The sequence below is a fragment of the Desulfomicrobium orale DSM 12838 genome, assembly GCF_001553625.1.
Lineage (GTDB): Bacteria > Desulfobacterota > Desulfovibrionia > Desulfovibrionales > Desulfomicrobiaceae > Desulfomicrobium > Desulfomicrobium orale.
In genome coordinates, this window is sequence record NZ_CP014230.1 from 1116726 (window position 1) to 1143151 (window position 26426).

24 protein-coding genes are annotated in these 26426 nt (G+C 58.9%); 11 read left to right on the plus strand and 13 right to left on the minus strand.

The annotated features are described in order from the left end of the window. The first annotated feature begins 66 nt into the window (after positions 1 to 66). From AXF15_RS05050 to AXF15_RS05095, 9 genes are all read left to right on the plus strand, one after another. Positions 67 to 1461: a sigma-54-dependent transcriptional regulator gene (locus AXF15_RS05050; RefSeq protein WP_066604174.1), complete on the plus strand. Its 1395-nt coding sequence runs from the start codon at positions 67 to 69 to the stop codon at positions 1459 to 1461. 56 nt (positions 1462 to 1517) lie between these two features. Then, positions 1518 to 2837, plus strand: coding sequence for an HD domain-containing protein (locus tag AXF15_RS05055; RefSeq protein WP_066604176.1), 1320 nt, complete (start codon positions 1518 to 1520; stop codon positions 2835 to 2837). Positions 2838 to 2998: 161 nt separating this feature from the next. Further along, positions 2999 to 4069: a dual-specificity RNA methyltransferase RlmN gene (gene rlmN, locus AXF15_RS05060; RefSeq protein ID WP_066604187.1), complete on the plus strand. Its 1071-nt coding sequence runs from the start codon at positions 2999 to 3001 to the stop codon at positions 4067 to 4069. Then, the gene (gene hisI / locus AXF15_RS05065) at positions 4056 to 4433 is read left to right on the plus strand and encodes a phosphoribosyl-AMP cyclohydrolase (protein WP_066604197.1); all 378 of its coding nucleotides are present in this window, start codon (positions 4056 to 4058) and stop codon (positions 4431 to 4433) included. Before rlmN ends, hisI begins: the two co-directional genes overlap by 14 nt. Beyond that, a complete protein-coding gene (gene hisG / locus AXF15_RS05070; protein WP_066604204.1) occupies positions 4433 to 5311 on the plus strand; it encodes an ATP phosphoribosyltransferase in 879 nt (292 codons plus the stop codon). Before hisI ends, hisG begins: the two co-directional genes overlap by 1 nt. A gap of 80 nt (positions 5312 to 5391) precedes the next feature. Then, positions 5392 to 6159: a tetratricopeptide repeat protein gene (locus AXF15_RS05075; RefSeq protein WP_066604206.1), complete on the plus strand. Its 768-nt coding sequence runs from the start codon at positions 5392 to 5394 to the stop codon at positions 6157 to 6159. A gap of 473 nt (positions 6160 to 6632) precedes the next feature. Further along, positions 6633 to 7427: a DUF3944 domain-containing protein gene (locus AXF15_RS05085; RefSeq protein ID WP_066604214.1), complete on the plus strand. Its 795-nt coding sequence runs from the start codon at positions 6633 to 6635 to the stop codon at positions 7425 to 7427. Between the two features lie 39 nt (positions 7428 to 7466). Next, positions 7467 to 7802: a hypothetical protein gene (locus AXF15_RS05090; protein ID WP_066604216.1), complete on the plus strand. Its 336-nt coding sequence runs from the start codon at positions 7467 to 7469 to the stop codon at positions 7800 to 7802. Positions 7803 to 7857: 55 nt separating this feature from the next. Then, positions 7858 to 8040, plus strand: coding sequence for a hypothetical protein (locus AXF15_RS05095; RefSeq protein WP_066604222.1), 183 nt, complete (start codon positions 7858 to 7860; stop codon positions 8038 to 8040). A 185-nt stretch (positions 8041 to 8225) separates the two neighbouring features. Here AXF15_RS05095 and AXF15_RS05100 read toward each other — a convergent pair whose 3' ends face one another. Further along, positions 8226 to 9116, minus strand: coding sequence for a flagellin N-terminal helical domain-containing protein (locus AXF15_RS05100; protein ID WP_066604224.1), 891 nt, complete (start codon positions 9114 to 9116; stop codon positions 8226 to 8228). A gap of 195 nt (positions 9117 to 9311) precedes the next feature. Here AXF15_RS05100 and AXF15_RS13435 point away from each other — a divergent pair, with 195 nt between their 5' ends. Then, a complete protein-coding gene (locus AXF15_RS13435) occupies positions 9312 to 9677 on the plus strand; it encodes a flagellar protein FlaG (RefSeq protein WP_083517877.1) in 366 nt (121 codons plus the stop codon). Between the two features lie 76 nt (positions 9678 to 9753). Here the strand turns inward: AXF15_RS13435 and AXF15_RS05115 are convergent, their stop codons facing one another. The 7 genes from AXF15_RS05115 to queD form a co-directional block, all read right to left on the minus strand. Then, complete coding sequence (locus AXF15_RS05115; RefSeq protein WP_066604236.1) at positions 9754 to 11553, minus strand: flagellar hook protein FlgE; 1800 nt, start codon at positions 11551 to 11553, stop codon at positions 9754 to 9756. Between the two features lie 45 nt (positions 11554 to 11598). Beyond that, positions 11599 to 12279, minus strand: a complete 681-nt coding sequence (locus AXF15_RS05120) for a flagellar hook assembly protein FlgD (RefSeq protein WP_066604239.1) — start codon at positions 12277 to 12279, stop codon at positions 11599 to 11601. A gap of 13 nt (positions 12280 to 12292) precedes the next feature. After that, positions 12293 to 14203 carry a flagellar hook-length control protein FliK gene (locus tag AXF15_RS05125; RefSeq protein ID WP_066604241.1) on the minus strand — a complete coding sequence of 637 codons (1911 nt, stop codon included), beginning with the start codon at positions 14201 to 14203 and terminating at the stop codon, positions 12293 to 12295. A 151-nt stretch (positions 14204 to 14354) separates the two neighbouring features. Next, complete coding sequence (locus AXF15_RS05130) at positions 14355 to 15734, minus strand: glycosyltransferase family 9 protein (RefSeq protein ID WP_066604243.1); 1380 nt, start codon at positions 15732 to 15734, stop codon at positions 14355 to 14357. Further along, positions 15731 to 17398, minus strand: a complete 1668-nt coding sequence (locus tag AXF15_RS05135) for a CgeB family protein (RefSeq protein ID WP_066604246.1) — start codon at positions 17396 to 17398, stop codon at positions 15731 to 15733. Before AXF15_RS05135 ends, AXF15_RS05130 begins: the two co-directional genes overlap by 4 nt. 54 nt (positions 17399 to 17452) lie before the next feature. Continuing rightward, positions 17453 to 17914: a D-aminoacyl-tRNA deacylase gene (dtd, locus tag AXF15_RS05140; RefSeq protein WP_066604249.1), complete on the minus strand. Its 462-nt coding sequence runs from the start codon at positions 17912 to 17914 to the stop codon at positions 17453 to 17455. Continuing rightward, positions 17914 to 18306, minus strand: a complete 393-nt coding sequence (gene queD / locus AXF15_RS05145; protein WP_066604253.1) for a 6-carboxytetrahydropterin synthase QueD — start codon at positions 18304 to 18306, stop codon at positions 17914 to 17916. Before queD ends, dtd begins: the two co-directional genes overlap by 1 nt. A gap of 168 nt (positions 18307 to 18474) precedes the next feature. On the opposite strand from queD, the gene AXF15_RS05150 reads away from it, so the two are divergent. Next, on the plus strand, positions 18475 to 19149 hold the full coding sequence (locus tag AXF15_RS05150; RefSeq protein ID WP_066602895.1) for an IS1595-like element ISDeor2 family transposase: 675 nt from the start codon (positions 18475 to 18477) through the stop codon (positions 19147 to 19149). A gap of 43 nt (positions 19150 to 19192) precedes the next feature. On the opposite strand, the gene AXF15_RS05155 is transcribed toward AXF15_RS05150, so the two are convergent. From AXF15_RS05155 to surE, 5 genes are all read right to left on the minus strand, one after another. Continuing rightward, the gene (locus AXF15_RS05155) at positions 19193 to 19636 is read right to left on the minus strand and encodes a GNAT family N-acetyltransferase (protein WP_066604255.1); all 444 of its coding nucleotides are present in this window, start codon (positions 19634 to 19636) and stop codon (positions 19193 to 19195) included. A gap of 138 nt (positions 19637 to 19774) precedes the next feature. After that, complete coding sequence (gene dnaE / locus AXF15_RS05160; RefSeq protein ID WP_066608690.1) at positions 19775 to 23239, minus strand: DNA polymerase III subunit alpha; 3465 nt, start codon at positions 23237 to 23239, stop codon at positions 19775 to 19777. A 115-nt stretch (positions 23240 to 23354) separates the two neighbouring features. Next, a complete protein-coding gene (gene gap / locus AXF15_RS05165) occupies positions 23355 to 24350 on the minus strand; it encodes a type I glyceraldehyde-3-phosphate dehydrogenase (RefSeq protein WP_066604260.1) in 996 nt (331 codons plus the stop codon). A 122-nt stretch (positions 24351 to 24472) separates the two neighbouring features. Next, positions 24473 to 25396 carry a class II fructose-1,6-bisphosphate aldolase gene (gene fba, locus AXF15_RS05170; RefSeq protein WP_066604263.1) on the minus strand — a complete coding sequence of 308 codons (924 nt, stop codon included), beginning with the start codon at positions 25394 to 25396 and terminating at the stop codon, positions 24473 to 24475. 22 nt (positions 25397 to 25418) lie between these two features. Further along, positions 25419 to 26177 carry a 5'/3'-nucleotidase SurE gene (surE, locus tag AXF15_RS05175; RefSeq protein ID WP_066604265.1) on the minus strand — a complete coding sequence of 253 codons (759 nt, stop codon included), beginning with the start codon at positions 26175 to 26177 and terminating at the stop codon, positions 25419 to 25421. Between the last annotated feature and the right edge of the window lie 249 nt (positions 26178 to 26426).

Below are 26426 nucleotides of genomic sequence, written 5' to 3' on the forward strand. Positions count from 1 at the left end.
TTAAGATGCGGGACGCCGGACCGCAGGGAAGAGAGAACGCCAACCGGCGTATGACGGGAAAAAAGCATGTCTAATATACTCATTGCCGACGACGACCTGAGCCTGCGCGAAGTGCTGGAGGTCGCCCTGACGAAGAAAGGGCACACTGCCTGGAGCGCGCCGGACTCCACCACGGCACTGAATATCCTGCACAAGGAGCATATCGATCTGATCCTGCTGGATCTGCGGTTGAAGCAGGAAAACGGCATCGACCTGCTCATCCGCATCCGCGAAACCTGGGCGGACATTCCGGTGCTCATGGTCACGGCCTATGCCGACACCAAAAGCGCCATCGCGGCCATGAAATACGGGGCCAAGGATTACATCAGCAAGCCTTTCGATCTGGACGACCTGCTCTACACCGTAAACAGAACGCTGGAGACGGCCCGGTTGCAGGAGGAAAACGCCTGGCTGCGCGGGCAGATTCAGGGAAGCGGCACGAATATCGTGGGGCAAAGCCCGGAGATACAGAATGTATTTGCTTTGGTCCGCCGGATCGCGCCCACCAACATCAGCGTTTTGATCACCGGAGAATCGGGTACGGGAAAGGAGCTCTTCGCCCGCAGCATCCACGAACAGAGCGAACGGGCCTCCCGGTCCTTTCTGGCCATCAACTGCGGCGGCCTGCCGGAAAATCTGGTGGAAAGCGAACTGTTCGGCTTTCGCCGTGGCGCCTTCACCAGCGCGGACCGCTCCAAGAAAGGGCTGCTGGAAATGGCCGAGGGCGGCACTCTTTTTCTGGACGAAGTGGGCGAACTGGCCCTGTCCACCCAGGTGAAGCTTCTGCGTTACGTGCAGGAACGCCGCTTCATGCCGCTTGGCGGCACCGAGGAGATACGCTCGGATGTGCGCATTATCACGGCCACCAACCGGAACATGGAGCAGTGCGTGGTCGACGGGGTCTTCCGGGAAGACCTCTACTACCGTCTGAGCGGCGTGAAAGTGCATCTGCCTCCGCTGCGCGAACGCGGAGAAGACATTCTGACCCTGGCCGATCATTTTCTGGAAAAAGCCTGCCGTTCCCAGAAGCGGCAGGTCCGGGGCTTTACGCAGGCCGCCCGCCAGAAGCTGCTGACTTACCGTTATCCGGGCAATATCCGTGAGCTGGAAAATATCGTGGAGCGCGCCGTGGCTCTGGAGCCCGGCGAAGTAATCACCGAGGATTCTCTGGTCATCTACGGGGCGACGACTCAGAGCGAGCAGAACATTGGCATACAGCTGGTCCTGGCCGGACAGATGTCTCTGGACGAATATCTGGGCGAAGTGGAGAGCAGGATCCTTCACGAGGCTCTGCGCCGGAGCGGCGGACACAAGGGCAAGGCTGCGGAAATGGTCGGCCTCAACTTCCGCCAATTTCGCTACCGCTTGACCAAGACGGGAGAAAAGGATGAAGAAGATGGGTCCGGGCCGGATGCCGAATGACGGTGAATATTCCTTTTTCATCAGGGGCTTGACCCCGTTTTCATGAGGAGAATTTGATGTCCCAGCCGATAAAGGACGCCGTGTCCATCTGCAAAACCATCATGCGCAACGGTTATGACGCCTATGTCATCAACACCGCGTTGCAGCGCCGCATTCTGGGCCAGGCTGAAAAGGGTATGGTGGAAATCTGCACGGACATCGATTTCGCCAGCCTGAACTCGCTGTTTCCGGAGGCCGTCTCCGGGGAGGACGGGCTTGTGGGCCGCCTGCCTCAGAACGGCTCCCTGTTTCTTTTCCACCCGGCCGACGTGACCGATGCGTCCTATCCCGAACTCTGCGTGGCCCGGCTGACGGCGAACATGCTCAAGTATCTGGAAGCGGAAGGGGTGCCCGCGCATCTGACCAGTCCGCACATCCCGCACCCCCCGGACGTTTATGACGGCTTTGAAAACATCTCCGGCGGGCAGATACGTTTTCAGGGTATCCCCGACGAAACCCTGCGGCTCGACTATCTGCGTGCCATCCGCGCCCTGCGCTTTTCCGCCAACTATCACCTGCCCATCGAGGAAAACTCCTGGATGTCCATCGTCCGGGCCTCGCGCCGGGTCTTGGACTATGTATCCGTCTCGGACATCATGGACGAGTGGCGCAAGGTCGAGGCCGAGAACATGTGGCGGTTCGCCGAACTCCTGTTCGACTCCATGATCCTGCACGGCCTGTTGCCGGAACTGGCGGCCCTGAGCCGGGTGCTCCAGGTCTTCAATGAAGAGGAAGGCCCCACCTCTGTCTGGGGGCACACCCTGAAAGTCATGCGTCATTACCCCGAGGAACTGCCCTACGACTGGTACGGCACCCTGGCCTGCCTGTTCCACGACTGCGGCAAGCTCTACGCGGGCGAACAGGGCGAACACGGCATGACCTTCTACCAGCATCATCGTATCGGCGCCAAGGTAGCGCGCAAGATCCTGAAGCGGCTGCGCCTCAATACCGAGGAAGTGGACATGATCTGCAATCTGGTACGCAACCACATGCACTTTCATTTCATGCTCACGGACAAGGGTATCCGCCGGTTCAAGGCATTGGATGACTACCCCCGGCTGATCGAAATGGCCCGGGCGGACATCAAGGCCAGAAACGGCGCCTACAAGGAATTCAATCACAATATGAAAATGCTGGAGCGGGCGGACATCAGCGAGGAGTTGCTGGAGCCCCTGCTGAACGGCAAGCAGATCATGGATCTCACAGGCATTAAACCGGGACCGGCCGTAGGCCTGCTCCGGGACACTCTGCTTCAGGCTCAGATTTCCGGGGATGTGAATACCGTGGAAGAGGCCGAGCGCTTCGTGGTCACCTACAAAGAAAAGGAACAACTGTAATTTTGTTTTCGTCTGTGCCATCCTTCCATGCTTGCCGTTTCGGGCTCCCCCATCCATCCGGGCCGGTTTCAGGAGCGTCAGCTCCCGGGACCGGCTCCGCGGTTGAATCAAGACCCTTCCAGGCGCGGCGGAACAAAGAGCGCGCCTGCCCCGGACCGATCATGCAGCCGAACATCCTCGATCTGAGCTGGCCGGAACTGGAAGCGGCTGTCATCTCCGGCGGCCACCCGCCCTTCAGGGCCAGACAGCTCTGGCAATGGCTGTGGCGGCGCGGCGCCCGGAATTTCGCGGACATGACCAGCCTGGCCCGGGACTTCCGTGAAGAGCTCGGCCGCGCGTGGAATATCGCCTGGCCCGAGCCTCTCGATATCCGCCGCAGCGCTGACGGCACGGTCAAGCTGCTGCTGGGCCTTGCCGACGGCGCGTCCGTGGAGACGGTGCTTATTCCGGACAGGGACCGCTATACGCAGTGCCTGTCCTGCCAGGTCGGATGTCCCATGGGATGCACTTTCTGCAGCACGGGACTCATGGGCCTGACCAGAAACATGACGGGCGGGGAGATTGCGGCCCAGGTGCTGGCCGGGCGGGATTATTTGCGGACCAGCGGATTGGGGTGGGAGGTGAAGAACCTCGTATACATGGGCATGGGCGAGCCGCTGCTGAACTGGGAGGGGGTGAGAAAAAGCCTGGATATCCTCACTCACTCCGAGGGGCTGGAGTTCTCGCGCCGCCGGGTGACCCTATCCACCTGCGGGATTCCGGACCGGCTGGATGTTTTCGGGACGGAAGGGTTGGCTCTGCCCGCCATTTCTCTGCATGCCCCGACCCAGGAAATCCGCGAGACGCTCATGCCCAAGGCCGCCCGCTGGCATCTGGACGACCTCGTGGCCGCTCTGGCCAAGATTTCTCTGCGTCCGCGGGAGCGGTTGACCATCGAATATATCCTGATCAAAGGCGTGAATGACAGCCTCCTGCACGCCCGTCAGCTGGTGCGGCTGCTGTCGCGTCTCAAATGCAAGATCAACCTCATTACCTTCAATCCCGGCCCCGGAATTCCCTATGAGGCTCCGGACCCCGAAGATGTGCTGGCCTTTGAGGCGCTGCTGCGCCGGAAAAATTTCACCGTGACCCTGCGCCGGAGCAAAGGCCAGGACATCGCGGCGGCATGCGGCCAGCTCAAGACGGAAACGCTCACATCAATCCGGAAAGGAAATGCCGATGGAACAGCCTGATTTTGAGAAGTGCGGCGGTTTGGTGCCGGCCATCGCCCAGGATGCGGAAACGGGCGAGGTGCTCATGCTCGCCTATATGAACGAAGCCGCCTGGGCCGAGACTTTGCGCACAGGCGAGGCGCACTACTACAGCAGAAGCCGGCAGAGCCTGTGGCACAAGGGCGGCACGTCGGGACACGTGCAGAAGGTTCTCGCCATCCGGCTGGACTGCGACCGGGATGCGGTGCTGCTCCGGATCCGGCAGATGGGCGAAGCGGCCTGTCACACGGGCCGCAGAAGCTGTTTTTACCGTGAACGCGGCGGGGACGGGCGGTGGACGGACTGCTCGCCCATGATTTTCGACCCCAAGGAGGTGTACAAATAATGGACGGCAGGCAGTTGCGTATCGGAATTCCCAAGGGATCCTTGGAGGAAGCCACAGTCAAGCTCTTCGCCAAGGCCGGATGGAAAGTAACCTCCCATCACCGAAACTATTTTCCTGAAATCAACGACCCGGAATTGACCTGTTCCCTGTGCCGGGCGCAGGAAATGGCCCGCTACGTGGAAAGCGGTCTGCTGGACGCCGGACTTACGGGCAAGGACTGGATCCTGGAAAACCAGTCCGATGTGGTGGTGGTGGACGACCTGATTTATTCCAAAGCCAGCAACCGTCCGGCCAAGTGGGTGCTGGCCGTGGCCGGAGACGCCCCGTACAGGCGGCCGGAAGACTTGGCGGGAAAGAAGATCGCCACGGAATTCGTGGGCTTCACCCGCCGCTATTTCGAGGACGCGAATATTCCCGTGGAGGTGGAGTATTCCTGGGGTGCCACGGAGGCCAAAGTGGTGGAAGGACTTGTGGACGCCATTGTGGAAATCACGGAAACAGGGACGACCATCAAGGCCCACGGCCTGCGCATCATTGCCGAACTGCTGCAGACAAATACCCAGCTCATTGCCAACAAGGCCGCTTGGAACGATCCATGGAAACGGGCCAAGATCGAGAATATGAACACCCTCCTGCAGGGCGCGTTGCGGGCGGAAAAACTGGTGGCCCTGAAGATGAACGCTCCCACAGGTATCGTGGACAAGATCATGGAGCTTCTGCCGAGCATGAACTCCCCGACCATCGCCCATCTGCACAATTCCGACTGGCTGTCCATTGAAACCGTAGTCGAAATTTCTCAGGTCCGGGATTTGGTGCCCAGGCTTCAGGCTGTGGGAGCCGAGGCCATCATCGAATACTCCCTGAACAAGGTGATCTGATGCCCCATCGTTATCGTATACGATGGAGGGGTGAAGCATTCCGGGGGAACAATGCGTAAAAATATGAGAGGTGCGATGTCATGAAACTGTCCGCGTGGATATTGATCCTGTGCTGTGTTCTGGCCGGATGTACGGGCGGACGCGGTTCCCGGAGTATGGAAGGTACGAGCCTGTCCGCTTCGGAAGTCGAGCTGCGCCTGAATCTCGCCGAGTCGTATATCAGCAATGGACAGATGCAGCTGGCGCTTCAGGAACTGCTGAAAGTGGAGGGAGCGGTTTCAGGCCAGTCGCGTTTCCATTTCGACATGGGGCTGGTTTATCTTGGCCTGGATGAAATGGACAAGGCGCGCGAAGGCTTTGCGGAGGCAGTGCGCATTGATGATAACTTTGGGGAGGCTTGGAACAATCTGGGCAAGATTCACGAAGCCCAGAACCGGCCCAAGGAAGCGGAGGCCGCTTACCTCAAGGCTCTTAGCATTCTGACCTATGTCACGCCGGAGTTTCCGGCCTATAACCTGGGAGCTCTTCTCATGGGTCAGGGGAGGGCCAAGGAAGCCGAAGAGTACGCCCGAAAGGCTCTGGCCCGTAACTGGCGTTATATTCCGGCATACAGGCTGCTTTCCGAAGCCTTTGTAGCCCAGAATCGCATGGAGGATGCCGAGGAGGTCCTCAAAAGCGGACTGGAGGCCGACATGGGCAGCACTGCGACCATGCTGGCTCTGGCCGAACAGCAGATCCGGATGGGCAAGGCCGATGAGGCCGGGGAAATGTTCCAGCAGATCATCAGCCAGCATCCCAGATCCACTGAGGCCAAGGTCGCCAGGGATTATCTGAATCTCATGGACTGACACATCCGCTGATGGCGCGGACCTGTTTGCTTCGGGCGGGCCATGAAAATGGCTCGCCCAAAATTTTTCTGGTATCCTGTGATATCTTCTGGCTGAAACCAGAACTAGGCCGCTTTAAGCTGCTTCGACGAAGAAAGAGGACGCGGCTCGACACGCGGTTCGGGATACAAGTATTTTTGGGATCCTGTCATTCGTACAGGTACTCATTACTGATATTGACTATCCAAAGTTTTTTGTCTAACGGCGGCTTACATATATGTATGGCGTACCGATCCAGGCAGATCGGGTTGCTGCTGATCTCCCCCAGATCAAGCTGTATTTTTGACAATCCAAATATGAGTTTCAGATCAAAGATGATCTCGAGGAAGCGAAGAAGATACGATGTAGGCGTGTATTTGGCGTACGTTGAAGGATTTTCGACCATGCTGAGAAGAGAGGGCTTTGATGTGAAATCGGCATAGCCAGGAATATTTATGAAATACCGTCAGGATCCGGATTTGGAATTCCTGAAGGACTGTTCCTCCGGCGAGTTGGACATTCTGGTCGATGTCCTGCTTCAAAGCAGTCCTCCCCGTGACGATCGGCAAAGCGACAGTATGTCTGTGCGAGATTATGTACAGGCCGCCAGTTCCGGGCAACGCTCCCGCGGCATGGTTCAATTTCCCGATCACCCCCTTTATAAGGAACACGCGCCTCAACACACCCGCTACTGGGAAATCATTGCCGGAGAGATCCAGCGGCAGGGGGTAAATCAGCTCGCGCTTGCGGCCCGCAGAGGACTCGGGGCGCTTTATATTAAAATTCTGGAACATATCTGCGGGCTCTTCTCTGTAAAATATCTCCGGGACTCTTCCGCTGAAATTCTGGAGCGGGAGCTGTGTGCGGCTCTCTTTTTCCGGTCTGTACGGCATGTACAACGCGGATATTTGCCTGTATTATGGGATGCCTTTGCCCTGAGGCCGGAGGATGCCAGCATCGACGCGTTTATGCGAAATCTGGTCGAAACCATGCGGCTTGACGACGGGCCGAGGCATTTATTGGCCATGTGCGTGGCCCATGGTTCGGCCATGCATGCCGGCAACATCGGCTATAAGGGCCTCGCATCCGAAAAGTGGCGGGTTGTCCTTGAGCTGCTAGAGGAGCCTTTGGCTGCCGAGCTGAGCGCCGTTTCGCCAGTGAGCCGCACCGGAGTGCACTACTGGCTGCTTATTCCGGCGGTGTTGCAGGTGGCTTGCCTGCGCATTGCCAGAAATGTTGAACAGGCTTGAGAAGCGTACTTCCCCAAACGATAAACGCCCAGGTAAGACATGAAAGAAGACCTCACCGCCTATGTCTACGTTGGAGAGAACAAAAGCGATGACTGGACACCCATCACGTCCCTGAAGTTTTCTCCTGCGGACAGTAACTGGATGCTTGCAGGCAAGATCCCCGAAGAAAAGGATATCGTACCATGGCAGGAGGTCGTCCTGCCGTCGGGAGAGAAATTACTCATCGGCCTAGTCTTTGAGAATCCGGAAAAGAATATTGCTTTGCACGTCAGAGCTACCGACCGCCCTGTGTTGACCCTGATCACCAAGGGGCAGCCCTGCCTGCATTTTGTCAGCCCGGGGGGAACGGACATTACCATCCAGATCCATGAATAAGCGCCGGGGCAGGGCACGAAAATTCTGATGGGATACGAAATCGGGAGTATTCGGCATGGCTGAAAAGCGCGACTCAGTGGTGGAAGGCCCTCCCTGCGAGCAGACCTGGAGCCGTACCTTCAAGGAACTGGATGCAGAAGCCGCGGCCATCCTCGAAGATGAGGAGGTAAAGGCCATCTCCGGGAGCGGAGAGGAATGGTGGTGTCCCAATCCTGACTGCGAGATTGTGGACAAGTAACTTTCATCGAGAAGAAATTGGCGGCCCTGTCATGCGCTTCAACGCTTCAAATAACTGCTGAACAATCGGGTCTTGGCGTGAAAAAAGACCGGGGGATTAATCCCTCGGTCTTTTTGTATTCTGGGAGGCAGAGACAAAATCCGCTGTCTTTGGAACCGTCAAAGCGTAAGGGGCTTAAGTCACCGCTATCCCTGCATGAGCTGCATGGCCATCTGCGGCAACTGGTTGGCCTGAGCCAGCATGGCCACCGCAGACTGGGTCAGGATCTGGTTGCGGACGAAGTTGGTCATTTCGTTGGCCACGTCCACGTCGGAAATGCGGGATTCGGCGGCCTGTAGATTCTCGGCTTGAATCTGCAGGTTGGTGATGGTGTTCTCGAGCCTGTTCTGCAAAGCGCCGAGGTGGGCACGAATGTTATCCTTGGAGACAATGGCCTGATTGATGGCTTCCAGAGCCTGCTGTGCGCCCTGCTGGGTGGACACGCTATATCCAGGCCCTTTTTCGGAACTGTTGCCTACACCCAAGGCTGAGGCCGTGGCATTGCCGATTCTGATATAGTAGTAATCCTCCGCAGAATCATTACCCGCGCCGAAGTGTACCTTCAGTTTACCCGTAGCCTGCAATTTGGAGCCGTCGTGCTCGTTCGAAGAAAGATTGCCGTTCAGCAGATGGATGCCGTTAAAATCTGTGGCATTGGCGATACGGGTGATTTCCGAGGCCATGGCCTGGTATTCGGAGTCAATAATCAGACGCTGATCCGAAGTGTATGTGCCGGTGGCTGCCTGCTCGGCCAGCTCCTTCATGCGGATCAGTTTTTCGTCGATGACCTGAAGTGCTCCGTCCGCCGTCTGGATCATGGAAATGGCGTCGTTGGCGTTGCGTACGCCCTGATTCAGGGATGCGATATCCGCGCGCATGAGCTCCCGGATAGCCAGCCCTGCGGCGTCGTCTGCCGCCGTGCCCACGCGGAGTCCGGAAGAAAGGCGGCGTGTTGAAGTGCTCAGCTGACCGTAAGAATGTGCCAGGTTTCTGGCCGCATTCATTGCCATCAAGTTGTTATTTATGACCAAAGACATGCGTAAACCTCCTTCTGTGCATATGCGTCATTCTTTGCATCTCTGATGCCAGAATTATTTTGTCATTAAAAACAGTAAATTGTACACAGCCACAGACTTGCATTCGTGCCATGAGGAAAAATTCTCCCGCCCTAAAGTTTTTTTCTGACGGTCCGATAAGAAGAATGGAGAATTTTTCCATCGGAGGCTGTTCTCATGAAACTCTCCCCGCTTGCCCTCGATCTGCAGGAGATGGTCCAATCCGGGATGCAGGAGCCGCGTCAGGAATTTGTTGGAGCCCGGAGCGCCCATCATGCCGGTCGCGCAATCCCCGAGACTGACTCCAGTCGGGATAGTGCCGTACCCAGGCTTCACCACGTTATCGAGGCCGTCGAATCGTATATGCATTCTTTGGGGGTGAACCTTAAATTCCATATCGACGAGCGCACGGACGTGGTGCAAGTGGAAGTCCGTGATCCGGATACAGACAAGCTCATCCGCAAAATTCCTGCCGATGAAATGCTTGATCTGGCTGCATCCATCGAAAAGATGCTGGGGCTTTTTCTGAACAGGACATTGTAAGCTCTTGTGCCGTACCACGACAAACGGCCCGCCCCGGAGTTCCGGAGCGGGCCGCTGTCTTTATATCCGCCCAGAGCTATCGCTTGAGCTGAATGAGTGTCGTCAGCATCTGATCCACAGTGGTGATGGTTTTGGAGTTGGCCTGGAAGCCCTTTTCCGTGGAAATCATTTTCACGAATTCCGTAGCCAGATCCACGTTGGACTGTTCCAGGGAATTGGAGGCGATGCTGCCCTTGCCGCCGGTGTTGGCCAGCCCGGTGATCGGCGGCCCGGAGGACCTGGTTTCGGAAAACAGGTTACCACCCTCGCGGTACAGGGCATAATTGTTGTTGAACGTGGCTAGGGTCACGGCGAACAGTTGCAACACCTGCCCGTTGGAATAGCGTCCGGTGATCACACCGTCCCGGTCCACGGAGATATTCTGGAGAAATCCGGCCGTATACCCGTCCTGAGACTGGAAGATCGTCGTGGATCCCGTACTGTAATTGGTCGTGGCCAAGGCGTTGGTTTCCACCGCGCTCATACCGTTCATGGCGGCCAGGCGCCCTTGAGCCTCAGTGGCATCAGCCGCACCTGCGATCGTGTCCCTCAGGTTTGCGAGGTTCCCCCCCGGCGCTGTCCATGACGTGGCCTTGTTGCGCAGTCCAAAGTTGATTTCGATATTGCTGGGCACGTTGTTTCTGGCTCCGGGATCGGACATGTCCTTGGGCGGAATATTGCCAGTGGTGGCGTCGTCATCTGTGGCCGTGATACTGCCATTCTTCGCACCCAGAAAGTTGGCCGTGGTGATCGGATAGCCGTTCTGGGAAAAATTGGCCGGAGTCCAGTTCTCTATGCGACTGGCATTCGTGGCGAATTTTCCAGCGGTATTTCCGGCCGGTGGAGTGCCTCCCGCGCCATCGTAAGGATTGTTGATGGTGTAGGCCGACATGTTCTCCAGCTCGCCCGAAGCGTTGAAAGTCAGCACACCTGTCATGAGCACACCTTTTTTGGAGGTGTCCGCCTGTACGCCCCAGAATTCGCGGTTATCCTCGTTTACCGGCACGGTGATCACATATTCCCAATACCGCTTGCCGCCCGCGTTGTTGACCACGTCCGGATCGGAGACCGGATCCATGAACACGGTCAGGTTGTGAGAAGTTCCGTTATCGTCATACACTTTGATGGTGGACTGATACGCGTACCGGGAACTGCCCAGCGGAGTGCCGTCCGGAGAATTGGCATTGTAGGCGTCGAAAAGCGCCGTGAAAGGCTTGCCGTCGAAGGCGTTGACCGCTGGAGGATTGCCGTCTGCCGCGGACTTGTCGGCAGACTTGGAGTCCACGTTCAAGATCATGTCCACCCGGCTGGTGGCCTGGGGGGGGGACTGAAAGTTCTCCAGTTTGATGTCCTGCGGTACTCCGGCAATCTGTACTCCGGTCGTGGTTGACTGGGTGGAATTGCCGTTGGCCGCCGCACTGGTGTTTGTCTGCTGCACGGCCCAGCCCTGAAGGCGGTATCCGTGCGGGTCGACCAGAAAACCGTCCTCGTTGAAGCGAAAATTTCCGGCGCGAGTGTAGTAGTTGACTTCTTGTCCCGCGGGGGAAACCATAAAGAAGCCGTTGCCTCCCACCGCCAGATCGGTGGATTCCGTGGTGCTCTCCAGAGAACCCTGGGAGAAGTCGCCCATGACCGCGCCCACGGCCACACCCCGGCCCACCTGGCCGATACCCGCGGCTGTGGTCACTTCCTGGCTCAAGGCATCTTCGAAATACATGCGCGACCCTTTGAACCCGATGGTGGACACGTTGGAGATGTTGTTTCCGATAACGGTCATCTTCTCGCCGTGCGCCTTCAGGCCGCTGGTTCCCGAATACATTGATGCTGATAAGCCCATATATGCCTCCTTCCTGCGATGCGCTCTGCGCTGAACTGCTTGAAATTATTCCGTCGTTTTGACCGGCTGCACGACTTTTTTGATGTCGCCGAAGGCGATCTTGCGTCCGTCGCTCAGCCGGAAGTATGTCGTCCCCTCGGCCCGCTCCAGAGCGGAAATGGTACCACTGACTTCCGTATCCACAAGGACCGGCTCTCCGGCAGGGCCTTTGGCTGAAAAATAAACGTCATATGTTCCGCCGGGGGCCGTGGCGCCGCTGTAGTCCTTGCCGTCCCAGGAGTATTGGAACTCACCGGCCTGCATGCCGGAGAGCTTTTCCGTGCGGACCAGATTCTTGTTGGAGTCGTACACGTTGACTTCCACCTCGGATGCGGCGCCCTTCAGAGTGAAGAAAACCGGTGTGACTGCCGTGCCGTTCTTGGTTACGGAGTGCCCGGAAGCGGTGACTTCCTTGCCAATGTAGTTGACCGAGTTCAGCATGTCCTGTTCCTGGGTCTTTTTGACCAGAGAGGTGATGCCCTCGGAAATGTTGTTCATCTGCTCCAGGCTGGAAAACTGGGCCAACTGGGCGATGAACTCCTTGTCATCCAGAGGATTGAGCGGATCCTGGTGCTGGAGTTGCGTGACAAGCAGCTTCAGAAAGGCGTCTTTTCCGAGTGCTCCCTGTTTTCCGGTCTTCTCCGCACCATGAAATGCGCCCTGTTTTTCCAGAATCTTGTCCAGCATGTGTCCTCCTCCGTCAGGCAAAAACGTCCACGCCGCCTGAGGAAATATTTTCCTTATGAGGGAGGTTTTGCATGTCCCGGGCCAGAACTGGTTCGGCGCGACCCAAGGTCCTCAGACGTTGCGCCGTCATGGCCAGCTCGCGGTTCTCCTGATAGCGGTTATGCTGTTCGGCGCCCTGCCACTGGGAGCCGGTCTGGGAGTCGGCCAGCTGCGTCTGCACCTCCAGCCGGGTTACCCGCAGCCCCTGGGATTCCAGCTGGTTTCTGAGCTGTCCCAGCTGGTCGGCCAGGACCTGGGATGTTTCCTGGTTGCCGGTACGCAGAACGGCCTGCACTTCTTTCCCCCGCACCTGCAGGACGACGCTGACCTGTCCCAGATCGGGCGGATCCAGCCGGATGACCAATTGCTTGTTGCCCTGCCCCAGATCGCGGAACGCACCCGCCTCCACCTGCCGGAGCACTTCGGCTCCACGCGCTTTCATCGCCGTGGCGGAGGCGGGTTCCGGACGGGATGCGGCCGGAGTCTGCGGCATGAAAATTCCTTCCACATCCGGATTTTTTACCGTCAGGTGCTCTCCACCCTCCAGAGATCTGGGCGATACATTTATTCTGGTTCCTTCCACCGGATTTGGAATCTCTTTTCCGGGCTGACCGCTTTGTCCCGGCTCCCGGAAAAAATTTCCACCCGGCCGCTCCTGCCCGGCGGAATCCGGCTCCGGGACCACGGACATCCCATTGGGGCGAGACTCCCGCTCCACCTGCTGTCCGGCGGAAGCCTCCCGGCTTTCGGCGGATTCATTCCGCGTCCTGACCCGGGCTGTCCGGGCGGCATCCGGGGAAGTCATGGCGGCAGCCCGCACCGTTTCCACTGCGGAGTCCGGCTCCGGGGCGGCAGGATCCATTTTCTTCCGCACGGAAACCGAAGGATGCGGCCCCCGAGCCACCTTGCCCGGATCCGGCGCATTGGCATCAATACCGGCATCACGCCGTCCCACCGGGCGAATGATCCGGGCCGGTTCGGCGCTTCCCATCCGGGCCAGCCGTTCCTTCATGTTCTCCATCCGGGCCAGAATCTCCTGCAACGCTTCTCTGTCCCGCATGGACAAGCGGATGTCCCGCCCTTCTCCGAAGAGTTCCGAAGCGATCTGGCGCGTATCTTTCCGGAGGGCTTTGCTCTCTGCCTTGTCGCGAACCGCACCGCCGGAGGCTCTGTCTCCGGCATTTTGCAGCATGACCTCAAGCTTCTCCCGCAAGGCATCGAGAAGCTGTGCCACACCGGCGGCATTGGCCTCGGCGAGGGCGGACTTTTCCATACCGGAGCCGATTCCAGACGTTTCTTTCCGCACGAATTCGAGAAGCTCCCGTGAAGACCGCGAAAGCTCCTGCGGCACTCCATCCTTTTCCCGGGGACCATCGGAAGTTTCCGCCATTTTCTTTCCGGCCGGTTTCAGCAGCGCCTCCATCTCACGGATCACATCCGCCAGTTCCTGCGCGATGCCGCCCATGCCATGCCTGTCAGCCGTGCCGGAGACGCTTGCATGGGGCGCTTCTTTTTTTGATGCCATTTCCTCCGGGGCGGCAGATTTTTCCGGGGCTTTCTTTTGTGCGCTCTTCCCAATCTCCGGCCGGGACGCACCTTCGTGCGAAAACTCGCGCCGGAAAGAAGTCTCCTCGCTGCCCCCATGGTCCGGCTCCGGGCCAGATAAAGATGACGGTGCCTCGGGCGAAGAAGCTTCTGCCCCTGTGTCCGCTCCGTCTACAGAGCGGACGGGAGCATCTTTTTCGGCGGCGCTCATGTCCTGCCTGTCCAGCTGCGACGACAGCAGGGATGCGAAGTTCTCGTCGGGCTGCCTGTCCGCAAGGAAGCCGGGAGTGGAAGGCGGCGGTGGAAAACCTGATGATCCGATATGGGGAAAAAACTGCATGATGAACCTCCTGCGGCAGGAGAATCATCAAAAGGCGGGCCAAGCGGAGCCTTTACCGCCTGAAACGTTTACGGCCGGCAAAGTCCGCGTACCCGCTGGAAGGATTTGCAGGTAAGTCCGTGGCGGCTGAATCATTTCTTCGTGAGCCGCTTTATTCGGGAAGAGAGAGGAAAAGCAGGTTTTCTTCGGCCAGGGAGCGTGCCCGCCGGAGGCTGGCCGGAGAGAAGTCATGGTTGGACAGATGGGCGGATATGTAGCCGGACAAAGGGCGCAGTGCCGGAGGCCAGGCGCTCCAGAGTCTGGCTGTGCGCGGCGAGCGCGGATCGGCCAGAGAGCGGAAAAATTGCAGCGAGGAACGGCACAGTGTCCGGACCAGACCAGGCCGGGCCTCCCGCAGGGCTGCGGCCGCTGTCCGGCAATCCGGGCCGTCCAGGCCCAGCGCGTGCATCCAGAACGCCTGCCAGTACGCTCCCGGCAGGCTGGAAATACGTCCGCAGCCTGAAAGGGATTCCAGATGATACAGGCCGTGCTTTTGCCCGGTGCCCAGCATCTCCACCCGGCCTTTTCCCAAGCCGCGCGGGAGCTGTCCGCACAGCATGCAATCCAGAATCCGCGCCACCCGCCCCGGTTCGAAAGAGGCGTGACAGCGGGGCGTATCAAAGCTGCACTCCCAGCAGCCCACGCATCCCCGCGCACTGCGCAGCACCACATGGCCGGGCTGATACGGTCCGGTTTCCCAGGCATGGACGGGCCCCATGGACAGGTTAAGCACCTTGAGCCCGGTCCAGGCGGCCAGATGCATGGGGCCTGTGTCCGGTGTGATCAGGGCCGCCAGCTCCTGCCCGAGCACGGCCAACCGGTCCAGGCTCAGAACGCCGCACGCGCTGGCCACGGCCGTTCCACTCAGCTCCCGTACTTCCCGGCACAGCGTTTCCTCCGCCGGGCCGCCCAGCAGAAGGGGAGTCCATCCCCGCCGCTCCAGTGCCCGGACCAGATGAGCCCAGAACGAAGCCGAAGGCCGTTTTTCCGCCGCGCTCGCGCCCAGAAAAAGTCCCACCCGGCGGACATCCGGCGGCATGCGGCGCGGCTCGGGCCACCGCGTTCCGGCCATGACCGGAGCGGGAATCACGTCCAGGGCGTTCATGTCCGCCCAGTGAAACCGGTTGTGCCGGTTGTTGTGCACCAGAGACATCCGGTACTCCTGCCAGGCTCCGGCTACGCGCAATACTCCCCGGCGGAGATAGCCGCCCGCGAGCTCCTCCGTATCCAGGCTTCCGGCCAGTTCCAGACTTTCCTTGCGATGTCCCAGATTGATCACCAGAGCGAATTTTTCACGCGCAAGCGGCGGCAATTCCTCCGGCTCCAGATAGCGGACGGCCGGACCGACGGGCCGCAGGGGCCGGAAAAAATGGGGATCAGCCGCGACCCAGAGAGGATGGCCCGGATACCGGCGCATGAGCCACAGAAAGAGGGGAAAGGAGAGAATGAGATCTCCCATGCGCTGCATCTGGATGACCAGAATGGGCTTCATCCGTAGATCCGGCGCATGGTGTCGACCAGAGAGGCCAGCCGCAGATCGTAGGTATGCTCGGCCAGAATGCGTTCTCTGGCCGCCGCGGCGATACGCTCGCGTTCGGCGTCACGGGAGAGGTAGTGGCGGACCAGTTCCGGAATTTCGTCTTCTTCGTGGTAGCAGATCACCTCCCGGCCCGGCTCGAAAAGGTTTTCCAATTGCCGGCGGTAGTCCGTGAGCAGGAATCCGCCGCAGGCCGGCACATCGAAGACCCGCTGATTCACGGCACCTTTCATCTGCTGACTGGTGCAGTTGAAGTTGATGCGTGTGGCCGGATAAAATGCGGGCAGATCCTCGTAATAGTTGAGTTCCTCATGGTAGCTCCAGCCGGATGCGGGCAGCAGCTCGAACCAGCCTTTGTCCCCGGCCAGCAGCGGAGAAAAAGGCAGCAGCCGCCGGACCTGCCGCAGCCGGTACATGAGGGTGGACTGCCAGGTGATGAGCGCCTCGAAAGACAGCCGGGCTTCCACGCCGGGCAGAGCCTGGAACAGGGTGAAATGCTCCGGGAAGTCGCGGCGCAGAAATTCCGACACGGAGAGTTCACCTGTCTCCATGAAGGCCTGCCCCAGCGACTCCAGATCGGCCGTCAGCTTCCGCGGGAAATCGTGACTTCTGAGCTTGGAGCGGACCTTGTTCACCATGGAATTGCCCACAAAGGCCACATCCCGCGCAAAGGCACTCCGGCGCGGGGAGAAACGGTGCGTGTCCACGGCCAGGGGCAGATAGTGCACCCGCTCGAAACCCCGCGCCCGCAGGGAATCCAGATTGTCGGCGTCCCAGGTGAACAGCGTCACCCAGTCTGAAGCCAGATTTTCGTAGACGTACAGGATGAGATGGGGATTATCCACGAACCAGGAGGCCAGGGGCAGTTCCAGCCGGGCCAGGAGGCCGGTCAGCACGCCCTCTCTGTCCACACCCAGATGATTGATGGTCAGGACGAAATCCGGGCGGAAACGCAGCACTTCGGCCAGAATGCGCTCCACGAACTCCTGGCTGCCCACTTCCTGGCTGGGCAGCTGGACGAAACAGGCGGCATAGCCCAGGCGGGCGCAGGCAGCTTCCAGCTCTCCCATCAGAAAATATTTGCTGGTCAGAAGCAGAATGCGCGGCACGGACGAGGAAAATTTCGGATGCCGGGCTCTGGACCAGAAATCGATCTTCCCGGCCAGCCGCAGCCGCTCGTCCAGAAGCCGGTATGTTTCGGGCCGCAGGCGTGCGTAAAACGGATGCAGTACCGGAGCAAACGGCAGGCCGCCGTGCTCCAGCTGCCAGGGGGTCAGACTGGTCAGCGCGGCTTCCGGATCGGCCTCGTCCACCCAGAATACAAGGGGATTGCCCGCCCATTTTTCACGCAGGCCCGTCCGCTCCAGTATCGGCGCTTCCAGATCGACCACGGCGACAGGTTGTCCATTGGCCAGGCATTCGTCGACACCCCAGCCCAGCCCCGAACCGAGAAACACGGGCAGGGTTCCGGCGGGGATTTCTTTTGTTCTAGAGAGCTCGTTTTCCCGGCCGCGAGGACCGCCCATATGCCAGGTCCGGCCCTGGCGCAGAACGCGTACGTCGGTCAGTACGCCGTCCGGCGGCATGGGAGCCGCCTCGTAATCAAAAAGAACCGGCATGGCCGTCTCCGGAGGAAAAGAAGAGAAGCCCCTGACGGGCGGAGATAAAACAGGTCACAGTGTTTCAGAATCCAGACACAGCGTCACCGGTCCCCAGTTGACCAGAGAGACATCCATGTCCGCTCCGAAGATGCCGCAGGCCACGCGCGGCCAGAGCCGGGCCAGATCGGCAGCGAAAGCGTCATACAAAATCCGGGCCGCTTCAGGCCGGGCCGCGCCGGAAAAAGACGGCCTGCGGCCCTTGCGGGCGTCGGCGTACAGCGTGAACTGGGACACCAGCAGAATTTCGCCGCCGTGGTCGCGCAGACTCGCGTTGATGGGTCCCGCACTGTCGGGGAAAAGCCGAAGTTCCGGAATTTTTTGCAGGAACCGGTTCCACAGGGGCGAGCCGACCATCTCCGGGGAGTCCGTTCCGCCGAACCCCGCCAGAATCAGATATCCCGGCCCGATGCCGGCCACGGTACGGCCCTCCACAGTCACCGCGGCCTCGCGTACCCGTTGCAGCACGGCACGCATCAGTCCCCGCCTTCGGAGTAATAGGCCCGCGAGCTGTCTTTTTCCGCGACCATGACTTCCTTCAGCCGCACGGGATGGCTGGCCAGAAGTTCCCTGAGGCGGGTGAAGACATAGTGCGCCAGCAGTTCGGAGGACGGGTTCTGACGGGTGAAGGCGGGCAGTTCGTTCAGGTGTTTGTGGTCCAGTTCGTCCGTCACGATTTTCAGAAGCCGCTTCAGTTCCTTGAAATCCATGAGGATGCCCAGTTTCCGGTCCAGCTCCCGGCCTTCGACCTCCGCCTCCACGATGAAGTTATGGCCGTGCAGGCGTTCGCATTTACCTTCATAATGGCGCAGTTGATGGGAAGAACTGAAATCCGAATTTACTCGCAGCCGCCACAGTCCTGTGTTCATGTGTATTTCTTCCTCTCATATTTTTTTCTATCCGTTCTTCTTTCCTCGTTTTTTCAGTTTTTGGCATAAAAATGAATTATTGAATATTTGCTTTTACTTTATTAAATATTTCGTATGGGTCATGCCTAGTCCGTGAGTCTCCATTCGACTATAAGGCTAGTCACGACAATGAAAAACAAGTATGCGAAGCGTTCAAGAATTTCAGAGGCCAAAGTCCGACAAATAGTGAAGCTGTTTGCCGTGGATTTGAATGCCCTGCAGATAGCTGAAATAGCCGGGGTAAATCGTAATACCGCGAACCGTTATCTGGCTGCTTTCCGAGAGAGGATTGCCCGGTTCTGCGAGGCGGAGTCTCCTGTTCAAGGCGAAGTTGAGGTTGATGAAAGCTATTTTGGCGCACGCCGCGTTAAAGGAGTCAGAGGCCGAGGAGCCAAGGGCAAAACCATTGTGTTCGGCTTATTCAAGCGTGAAGGTCGCGTTTATACCGAAATTGTCCCGGACTGTTCAAAAATCACCCTCCAAGGGATCATCCGGGGCCGCGTGAAACTTGAAAGCATTATTCACTCTGATGGCTGGCGCGGCTATGATGGTCTCGTAGACCTAGGCTACCAAAAACACTTCCGGGTTGAGCATGGCAACAATGAATTTGCCAATAAAAACTCACACATTAACGGCATTGAGAGCTTCTGGGCTTTTGCCAAAACACGACTTGTTCGTTTTAGGGGTTTGCCCAAGCACACTTTTTACTTTCATTTGAAAGAATGTGAATTTCGCTTTAACCATAGAAACGAAGATAGTTATAAACTTCTGCTCAAAATGCTCAGAGAAAATCCACTCAGCTAGGCATGACCCTTTCGTATTTATTTTTTTGAGAAAAAATTTATTTTTATAAGTTTCTTTTTAGATAAACCATATCAACTAACTGGAGGCCGCGCTCATAAATCGGATGTTTGTAATTATTTATAAAGAAATTTTTTATGCTATGGGAACGAATAAAGCCGCACTTTTCATAAAAATGGATGATTGATGGACTATCTCCAGTTCCAACTTGCAAGGCAGAATATTTCTCCTTATATTTCTTAACGATAAAATCAATCAAAGCTTTTCCATATCCTTTTCTTTGGCAATCTGGGCGAATAGCAATATTCTTGATTTCGAGAATCTTGTTTCCTGCATCTATGATAATACATTCTCCTTTAACTCCATTATCATCTAAAACATACATTTTCCCATTTGTAATATATTTGTCTATCATATCTTCCTGTTCGTCTGCCAATAACAACAGTGACAGAAAATGTTTCTTATTTTCTATGATTTCCTTTATTTCCATCTATGTGCCTGCTCCCCTAAAAAATTGCGTTATCTTTCCAAGAATTTTTGAGATCCTTCACCAAAGATATCATCGGGTTTTGATTGTTTTTTAAGGTGGAGTTTGGGGGGAGGGTGGCTTCTCCCGCGCCCTGCAAAATCATCCGGTGGCCTGCCGCCACTGCTCGAAATCCCTCCAGAAGTCGGGGCCGGGAGCCACTGCATAGTCGGGTCCGAACTGCATCCGGCAGATGTACTCCTCCCGGACCAGATCGACCTGCACCGGAGCTTCGCCGGGATACTGGCGCACAATGTCCGAAAGCCCTCTCCAGTCCGGCGCGCCGTGCCGGGAGCGGACCAGCAGCAGCACCGGCTCCGAGCCGGATCCGGTCACGGAGCTCAAAGGCTTGAAGGATTCGGCCAGAAGTTTCACTTTTCTGGGCGCGTCCTCGGCCACATCGTCCTCCGGAGTGTCCCGCTTGCCCACGGAGCCCACAAGGAGCAGGGGCTCTTCGGATTCCAGCAGTTCCCGGCTGGCCGCATACGGCTCGGAAAAAACAATGGCCTCGCCCGAGCCGCCCAGATCCTCGATGGCGCAAAAGGCCATGCGGTCCCCGCGCTTGGTGGTGATGGTCTTGATGGATGTGATCAGCACCGGCACCTGCACCGGAGTCTTCTCGGGCAGATCCGCGCACTGGGACAGGGATGCGTAGCCCAGCCGCCGGATTTCCTGCCGGAAAGGCTGAAGCGGATGTCCGATGAGGAAAAAGCCGAAAGCCTCCTTCTCCATGTGGCACTTTTCGTCGTCTCCGAATTCCGGCAGATCTTCCTCGCCCTCGACGCCAAGCCCCGCCAGGGAGCAGGTGTTGTTTTCCTCCACCAGCCCCATGAAGGACAGCTGCCCGGAGGTTTTGCGCTTGGCCCGCTTCTGGGCCATGCCCTGCACCCTGTCCAGGCCTTCGAGCAGAGCCCGGCGGGAGCAGCCGAAACCGTCCATGGCTCCGGATTTGACCAGAGATTCCAGCACCTTCTTGTTGACCTTGCGCAGGTTCACGCGCTGGCAGAAATCCAGCAGGCTGCCGAAGGGGCCGTCCTTTTCCCGTTCCTCGACAATGGACTCCACCGCGCCTTCACCCACGCCCTTGATCCCGGACAGGCCGTAGCGGATGGCCTGACCTTCGACCGTGAATTCGTTGAAGCTTCTGTTCACGTCCGGCGGCAGCACTTCGATGCCCATGTCCCGGCAGGCGCTGACATGGGCCAGAATCTTGTCGGAATTGGAGACCTCGGAGGTGATGATCGCGGCCATGAATTCCGCCGGGTAATGGGCCTTCACATAGGCTGTCTGGTAGGAAATGACGGCATAGGCGGCGCTGTGGGATTTGTTGAACCCGTAGCCCGCGAATTTTTCCATCAGGTCGAAAATGTACTCGGCAGCATCCTGGGAAATGCCGTTGGCCTTGGCTCCATCCAGAAAACGCACCCGCTGTCTGGCCATTTCCGCCGGATCCTTCTTGCCCATGGCCCGGCGCAGATTGTCGCCCTCGCCCAGGGAATAGCGGGCCAGGTCCGAAGCGATCTTCATGACCTGTTCCTGATACAGAATGACCCCGTAGGTGTCTTCCAGAATGGGGTGCAGAATGGGCGCCAGCTCCGGATATTCGTACTCCACGGCCCGCAGGCCGTGTTTGCGGCCGATGAAGTCGTCCACCATGCCGCTTTCCAGTGGTCCGGGCCGGTACAGGGCCAGAAGGGCGATGATGTCCTCGAAGCAGGACGGCTTCAGGGCTTTCAGTACCCGGCGCATGCCGTCGGATTCCAGCTGGAACACGCCGTCGGTCTCGCCCCGGCCCAGAAGCTCGAAGGTCTGGGGGTCGTCCAGGGGCAGCTTCTCCAGAACGGGCGCGGGCTTTCCGTTCTTGCGGATGAGCTTCAGCGCGTCGTCGATGACGGTCAGAGTCTTCAGGCCCAGAAAGTCGAACTTGATGAGGCCCACCAGTTCCACCTTCTTCATGTCGAACTGGGTGACCATTTCGCCGTTCTTGCCCCGGTGCAGCGGCAGGTATTCGACCATGGGCTTCTGGGAAATGACGATGCCCGCAGCGTGGATGGACGAGTGGCGGGTCAGGCCCTCCAGGCGCAAAGACGCGTCGTAGAGCTCGCGGAAGCGGGGTTCGCCGTCGATCAGGGCGCGCAGTTCCGGCTCCTGCTCCAGAGCCTTGACCAGAGTCATTTTCAGGTCGTCGGGGATGAGCTTGGCGATGCGGTCGGCGTCCTTCAGGCTGATGTCCAGAGCCCTGGCCACGTCCCGGATGACGCCCTTGGCTTTCATGGTGCCGAAGGCCACGATCTGGGCCACATGGTCGGAGCCGTATTTTTTGGTGACGTACTTGATGACTTCGTCGCGGCGGTTGTAGCAGAAGTCCACGTCGATATCGGGCAGGGACGCACGTTCCACGTTCAGAAAGCGCTCGAAGAACAATTTGTAGCGGATGGGGTCCAGGTCTGTAATCCGCAGCGCGTAGGCCACAAGGGAACCGGCCGCCGAACCACGTCCCGGTCCCACGGGAATGCCCTGTCCTTTGGCCCAGTTGATGAAGTCCTGCACGATGAGGAAATAGGCCGGAAAACCCTTTTCGATGATGACCTGAAGCTCGAATTCCAGCCGCTCCCGATAGGCGGATTCATCCACAACGTAGGGCAGGGCCGCAAGGCGCGCGGTCAGACCTTCTTCCGCCAGACGGCGGAATTCCCGGTCCAGGGAAGAGCCTTCGGGCACGTCGTAGACCGGGAAGAAATGCTGCTTGAGCTTCAGCTCCACCTCGCACATGTCGGCGATGCGGCCCGCGTTTTCCACGGCCTCCGGGCAGTGGGCGAAGGCTGCTTCCATCTCTTCGGGAGTCTTGTAGTAGAACTCGTTGGTCTCGAACTTCAGGCGCTGCCTTTCCGACCTGATTTTGCCCGTGCCCACGCAGAGAAGGATGTCGTGGGCTTCATAATCGTCCTTGCTCAGATAATGGCAGTCGTTGGTGGCCACCAGGGGCAGGCCCGTTTCCGCCGCCACTTCCATGAGGCGGTCGTTGACCACCTCCTGCTCCTTCAGGCCGTTGGATTGCAGCTCCAGATAGAAGCGGTCCGGGAAAATTTCCATGTACTCCCGCGTCTTGGCCAGGGCCTTGTCCATGGTCTCGAAACGCAGGGTCCAGGGGACCTCGCCCTGCAGGCAGGCCGAAAGGCAGATCAGCCCCTCGCTGTGGCGGCGCAGAAAATTCTTGTCCACCCTGGGCTTGTAATAAAAACCATCCAAAAAACCGGCGGACACGATCTTGACCAGATTGTGATAGCCCAGAAGATCCTGGGCCAGCAGGATCAGGTGGAAGCGGCGCTTGTTCTCGCGGTCGGCCATGTCGTCGGCCACGTAGATTTCGCTGCCCAGAATGGGCTTTATGCCGTGTTTTTTGGCCTCCAGATAGAAGGGCAGGGAGCCGAACAGATTGCCGTGGTCCGTCACGGCGGCCGAGGAAAAGCCGAAATCAACGGCCCGGGCGCACAGATCCTTCAGACGGATGGCTCCGTCCAGCAGGCTGTATTCGGAATGGCAGTGCAGATGCGTGAAACCGCTCATGATCGTCTCGAAAGGATTGGGAGTAAACGGGAAGAAAGCGAAGCTAGAAAAGGCGGGAAGGAAAATCAACAGCCGGAAGCGCCCCGCCGGGGACGCCTCCGGAAACCATGCGGCATTACAGGGAGGCGGCCACCAGCCGGATCAGACGCAGCAGCTGGTTCGTGAAGCCGGCCTCGTTGTCGTACCAGACGATGACCTTGATCATGGTCCCGCCCATGACCGCCGTACACTCGCTGTCCACCACGCCGCCGTAGATGCTGCCCAGATAGTCGCTGGAAACCAGGGGCAGGTCGCAGTAGCCCATGGCCCCGCCTTCGGGGCCGCTGGCCGCGGCTTTCAGGGCGGCGTTGACCTCGGCTGCGGAGGTGGGCTTTTCCACTTCCACCACCAGATCCACCAGCGACACGTTGGGCGTGGGTACGCGCACGGCCATGCCGTCCAGCTTGCCCGCCAGTTCCGGAAGCACCTTGGTTACGGCTCTGGGCGCGCCGGAAGTGGTGGGCAGGATGTTCATGGCTCCGGCCCGGCCCCGGCGCAGATCCTTGTGCGTGCCGTCGAGCATGCGCTGGCTCATGGTGTAGGAATGGACGGTGGTCATGAGGCCGTGTCTGATGCCGAAGGCTTCGTGAAGGGCCTTGGCCACGGGGGCCAGACAGTTGGTGGTGCAGGACGCGTTGGAGATGATGTTGTGTTCCGCCGGGGAATAAAGATGGTCGTTGACGCCCATGACCACGGTCAGGTCTGCGTTCTTGCCGGGAGCGGAGATGATCACCTTTCTGGCCCCGGCCGTCAGATGCCTGGCGCAGCTTTCCCGGTCCGTGAACTTGCCCGTGGATTCCACCACGATGTCCGCCCCGGACCAGTCCCAGGCTTCGGGCGCGTTGCGGGTGACCAGCACTTGGCGTCCGTTCAGCAGAAATCCTTCCTCGTTGGGCACGGCTTCGCCGGAAAAGACGCCGTGCACGGAGTCGTACTTAAGCAGATGTGCCAGGGCCGTATTGTCGCCGCGGGCGTTGACCCGGACCAGACGGATCTCCGGATCGTCGGCCAGAATTCTGGTCAGGTAACGTCCGATGCGGCCAAAACCATTGAGCGCGATGTTCACAGCCATGTTTTTCTCCCTGAATTGGTGGATGCCGCTTCTTCCGGCAGAAATTCCCTTCTTCCCTCCGGCCGGGGCCGTACCGCGATGCCGGCCGGAAGAACGGGGCCGGAAACGAGCCCCGCGTCGGATCAGATCTTGTTGCTGGAGCCCAGCACGTTGCGGATCTTGTGCGCCACCATGTCCCGCACGGCGGTCCGGGCCGGGGTCAGATACTGGCGCGGATCGAAGTGGGACGGATTTTCGGTCAGATATTTACGGATGGTGGCGGTCATGGCCAGACGGATGTCCGTGTCGATGTTGATCTTGCACACGGCCGAAGCCGCGGCCCGGCGCAGCAGTTCCTCCGGCACGCCCTTGGCCCCGCCGATCTGGGCGCCGTACTGGTTGGCCATGTTCACGAATTCCTGGGGCACGGACGAGGCCCCGTGCAACACGATGGGAAAGCCGGGCAGGAGCCGGGCGATTTTTTCCAGGCGGTCGAAATCGAGCTTCGCCTCGCCTGTGAACTTGTACGCCCCGTGGCTGGTGCCGATGGCGATGGCCAGAGAGTCGCATCCGGAGCGCTGTACGAACTCCGCAGCCTGATCCGGGTCCGTGTACACGCTGTGCTCCACGTCCACGTCGTCCTCCACGCCGGCCAGCTGACCAAGTTCAGCCTCGACCCAGACGCCCCTGTCGTGAGCGTAGTCCGCCACTTGCTTTGTCAGGGCGATGTTTTCCTCGAAAGGCAGGTGAGAGCCGTCGATCATGACCGAGGAAAATCCGCCGTCGATGACTTCCTTGCAGATGGCGAAATCCTGGCCGTGATCCAGATGCAGACACACGGGCAGGTCCGTCTCCTCCAGAGCGGCTTCCATGAGCTTGATGATGTAAGGCTGCCCCGCGTACCGCCTGGCTCCGGCTGAAACCTGGAGAATCAGGGGAGACTTTTCGGCCTTGCCCGCCTCCATGATGCCCTGGATGATTTCCATGTTGTTCACGTTGAATCCGCCCACGGCGAAGCCTTCGGCATACGCTCTGGCGAACATTTCTCGGGGTGTGGTCAGCGGCATGGAGGCCTCCTTTTTTGAATGGTCAGTTGTTTTCCATCTGCCCGCGCAGTTCTTCCAGATACGCGGCGTGGGTTAGGTCGAATGTGAGGGGGGTCAGGGTGATGTAGCCCCTGCTCAACAGTCCCCGGTCCGAATCCGGGGCCACGGATTCCGGCGGGATGACGCCGCACAGCCAGTAATAGGCGTTGCCGCGCGGGTCCTTGCGCTCGTCGTACCAGTCCCGGTAGGTGATGCCGGTCTGGGCGCAGACTTTGAGCCCCTTGGCGCGGTCCAGCTTTCCGGCCGGAAAATTGAGGTTGAGCACGCACTGGCGGGGAAAATTTTTCCAGAAAGGGCGCGTCAGCAGTTCCGCCGTGAACGCGGCCTGGGCCGAAAGTTCTTCTGGATGGAAATCATCCACGGACACGGCCAGGGCTGGAACCCCGGCCAGTGCGCCCTCGGTGGCGGCGGACACTGTACCCGAATAGAGCACGTCAACGCCAACATTGGCCCCCGCGTTGATGCCGGACACGATCAGGTCTGGGAGCTTCGGCAGCAGGTGGCTCAGGGCCAGCTTCACACAGTCGGCGGGGGTCCCGGACACGCCCAGGCCGGAGAAGCCGCGCTCCTCGACCTCCCGCACGCGCAGGGGAGAAAAAAGCGTCACGGCGTGACCCACGGCGCTCTGTTCGGTCATGGGGGCGGCCACATGCACCCTGTGCCCGGCGGCGGTCAGGGCCGCGTACAGGGCTCGCAGTCCTGTCGCCCGGATTCCGTCGTCGTTGGTGAGCAGAATATCCATTTTCCTCCAGTGGCCGGATCGTCCTGGTGGCTTGACGCCGGATCATCTTTTCTTCTGGTTCTCACTCAGGAGGTCCGGAACATTTTGCCGGAAGAGCCAAGGTTACCCCGGCCTTCGGGCTTCTGACGGGGCGTCTCCGGCGTGTCAAGATTGCCCGGCCGGGACGCCCTTGCCAAAGCCGGAAAGCAGTCTGTACACGAGCGGGTGGACATCCTGTCCGCATTTTTATGATATATTGCAACTATACGG

Bases quoted from the DNA above. Each gene is read 5' to 3' on its own strand.
- gap (WP_066604260.1), bottom strand. From the start codon at position 24,350: ATGGCTGTGAACATCGCGCTCAATGGTTTTGGCCGCATCGGACGTTAC.
- AXF15_RS13435 (WP_083517877.1), top strand. From the start codon at position 9,312: ATGAAACTCTCCCCGCTTGCCCTCGATCTGCAGGAGATGGTCCAATCC.
- AXF15_RS05095 (WP_066604222.1), top strand. From the start codon at position 7,858: ATGGCTGAAAAGCGCGACTCAGTGGTGGAAGGCCCTCCCTGCGAGCAG.
- AXF15_RS05155 (WP_066604255.1), bottom strand. From the start codon at position 19,636: ATGGAAATAAAGGAAATCATAGAAAATAAGAAACATTTTCTGTCACTG.
- AXF15_RS05055 (WP_066604176.1), top strand. From the start codon at position 1,518: ATGTCCCAGCCGATAAAGGACGCCGTGTCCATCTGCAAAACCATCATG.
- AXF15_RS05115 (WP_066604236.1), bottom strand. From the start codon at position 11,553: ATGGGCTTATCAGCATCAATGTATTCGGGAACCAGCGGCCTGAAGGCG.
- AXF15_RS05075 (WP_066604206.1), top strand. From the start codon at position 5,392: ATGAAACTGTCCGCGTGGATATTGATCCTGTGCTGTGTTCTGGCCGGA.
- AXF15_RS05120 (WP_066604239.1), bottom strand. From the start codon at position 12,279: ATGCTGGACAAGATTCTGGAAAAACAGGGCGCATTTCATGGTGCGGAG.
- AXF15_RS05100 (WP_066604224.1), bottom strand. From the start codon at position 9,116: ATGTCTTTGGTCATAAATAACAACTTGATGGCAATGAATGCGGCCAGA.
- AXF15_RS05135 (WP_066604246.1), bottom strand. From the start codon at position 17,398: ATGCCGGTTCTTTTTGATTACGAGGCGGCTCCCATGCCGCCGGACGGC.
- dnaE (WP_066608690.1), bottom strand. From the start codon at position 23,239: ATGAGCGGTTTCACGCATCTGCACTGCCATTCCGAATACAGCCTGCTG.
- AXF15_RS05090 (WP_066604216.1), top strand. From the start codon at position 7,467: ATGAAAGAAGACCTCACCGCCTATGTCTACGTTGGAGAGAACAAAAGC.
- queD (WP_066604253.1), bottom strand. From the start codon at position 18,306: ATGAACACAGGACTGTGGCGGCTGCGAGTAAATTCGGATTTCAGTTCT.
- AXF15_RS05085 (WP_066604214.1), top strand. From the start codon at position 6,633: ATGAAATACCGTCAGGATCCGGATTTGGAATTCCTGAAGGACTGTTCC.
- AXF15_RS05125 (WP_066604241.1), bottom strand. From the start codon at position 14,203: ATGCAGTTTTTTCCCCATATCGGATCATCAGGTTTTCCACCGCCGCCT.
- fba (WP_066604263.1), bottom strand. From the start codon at position 25,396: ATGCCGCTGACCACACCCCGAGAAATGTTCGCCAGAGCGTATGCCGAA.
- surE (WP_066604265.1), bottom strand. From the start codon at position 26,177: ATGGATATTCTGCTCACCAACGACGACGGAATCCGGGCGACAGGACTG.
- AXF15_RS05050 (WP_066604174.1), top strand. From the start codon at position 67: ATGTCTAATATACTCATTGCCGACGACGACCTGAGCCTGCGCGAAGTG.
- hisI (WP_066604197.1), top strand. From the start codon at position 4,056: ATGGAACAGCCTGATTTTGAGAAGTGCGGCGGTTTGGTGCCGGCCATC.
- AXF15_RS05150 (WP_066602895.1), top strand. From the start codon at position 18,475: ATGAAAAACAAGTATGCGAAGCGTTCAAGAATTTCAGAGGCCAAAGTC.
- AXF15_RS05130 (WP_066604243.1), bottom strand. From the start codon at position 15,734: ATGAAGCCCATTCTGGTCATCCAGATGCAGCGCATGGGAGATCTCATT.
- rlmN (WP_066604187.1), top strand. From the start codon at position 2,999: ATGCAGCCGAACATCCTCGATCTGAGCTGGCCGGAACTGGAAGCGGCT.
- dtd (WP_066604249.1), bottom strand. From the start codon at position 17,914: ATGCGTGCCGTGCTGCAACGGGTACGCGAGGCCGCGGTGACTGTGGAG.
- hisG (WP_066604204.1), top strand. From the start codon at position 4,433: ATGGACGGCAGGCAGTTGCGTATCGGAATTCCCAAGGGATCCTTGGAG.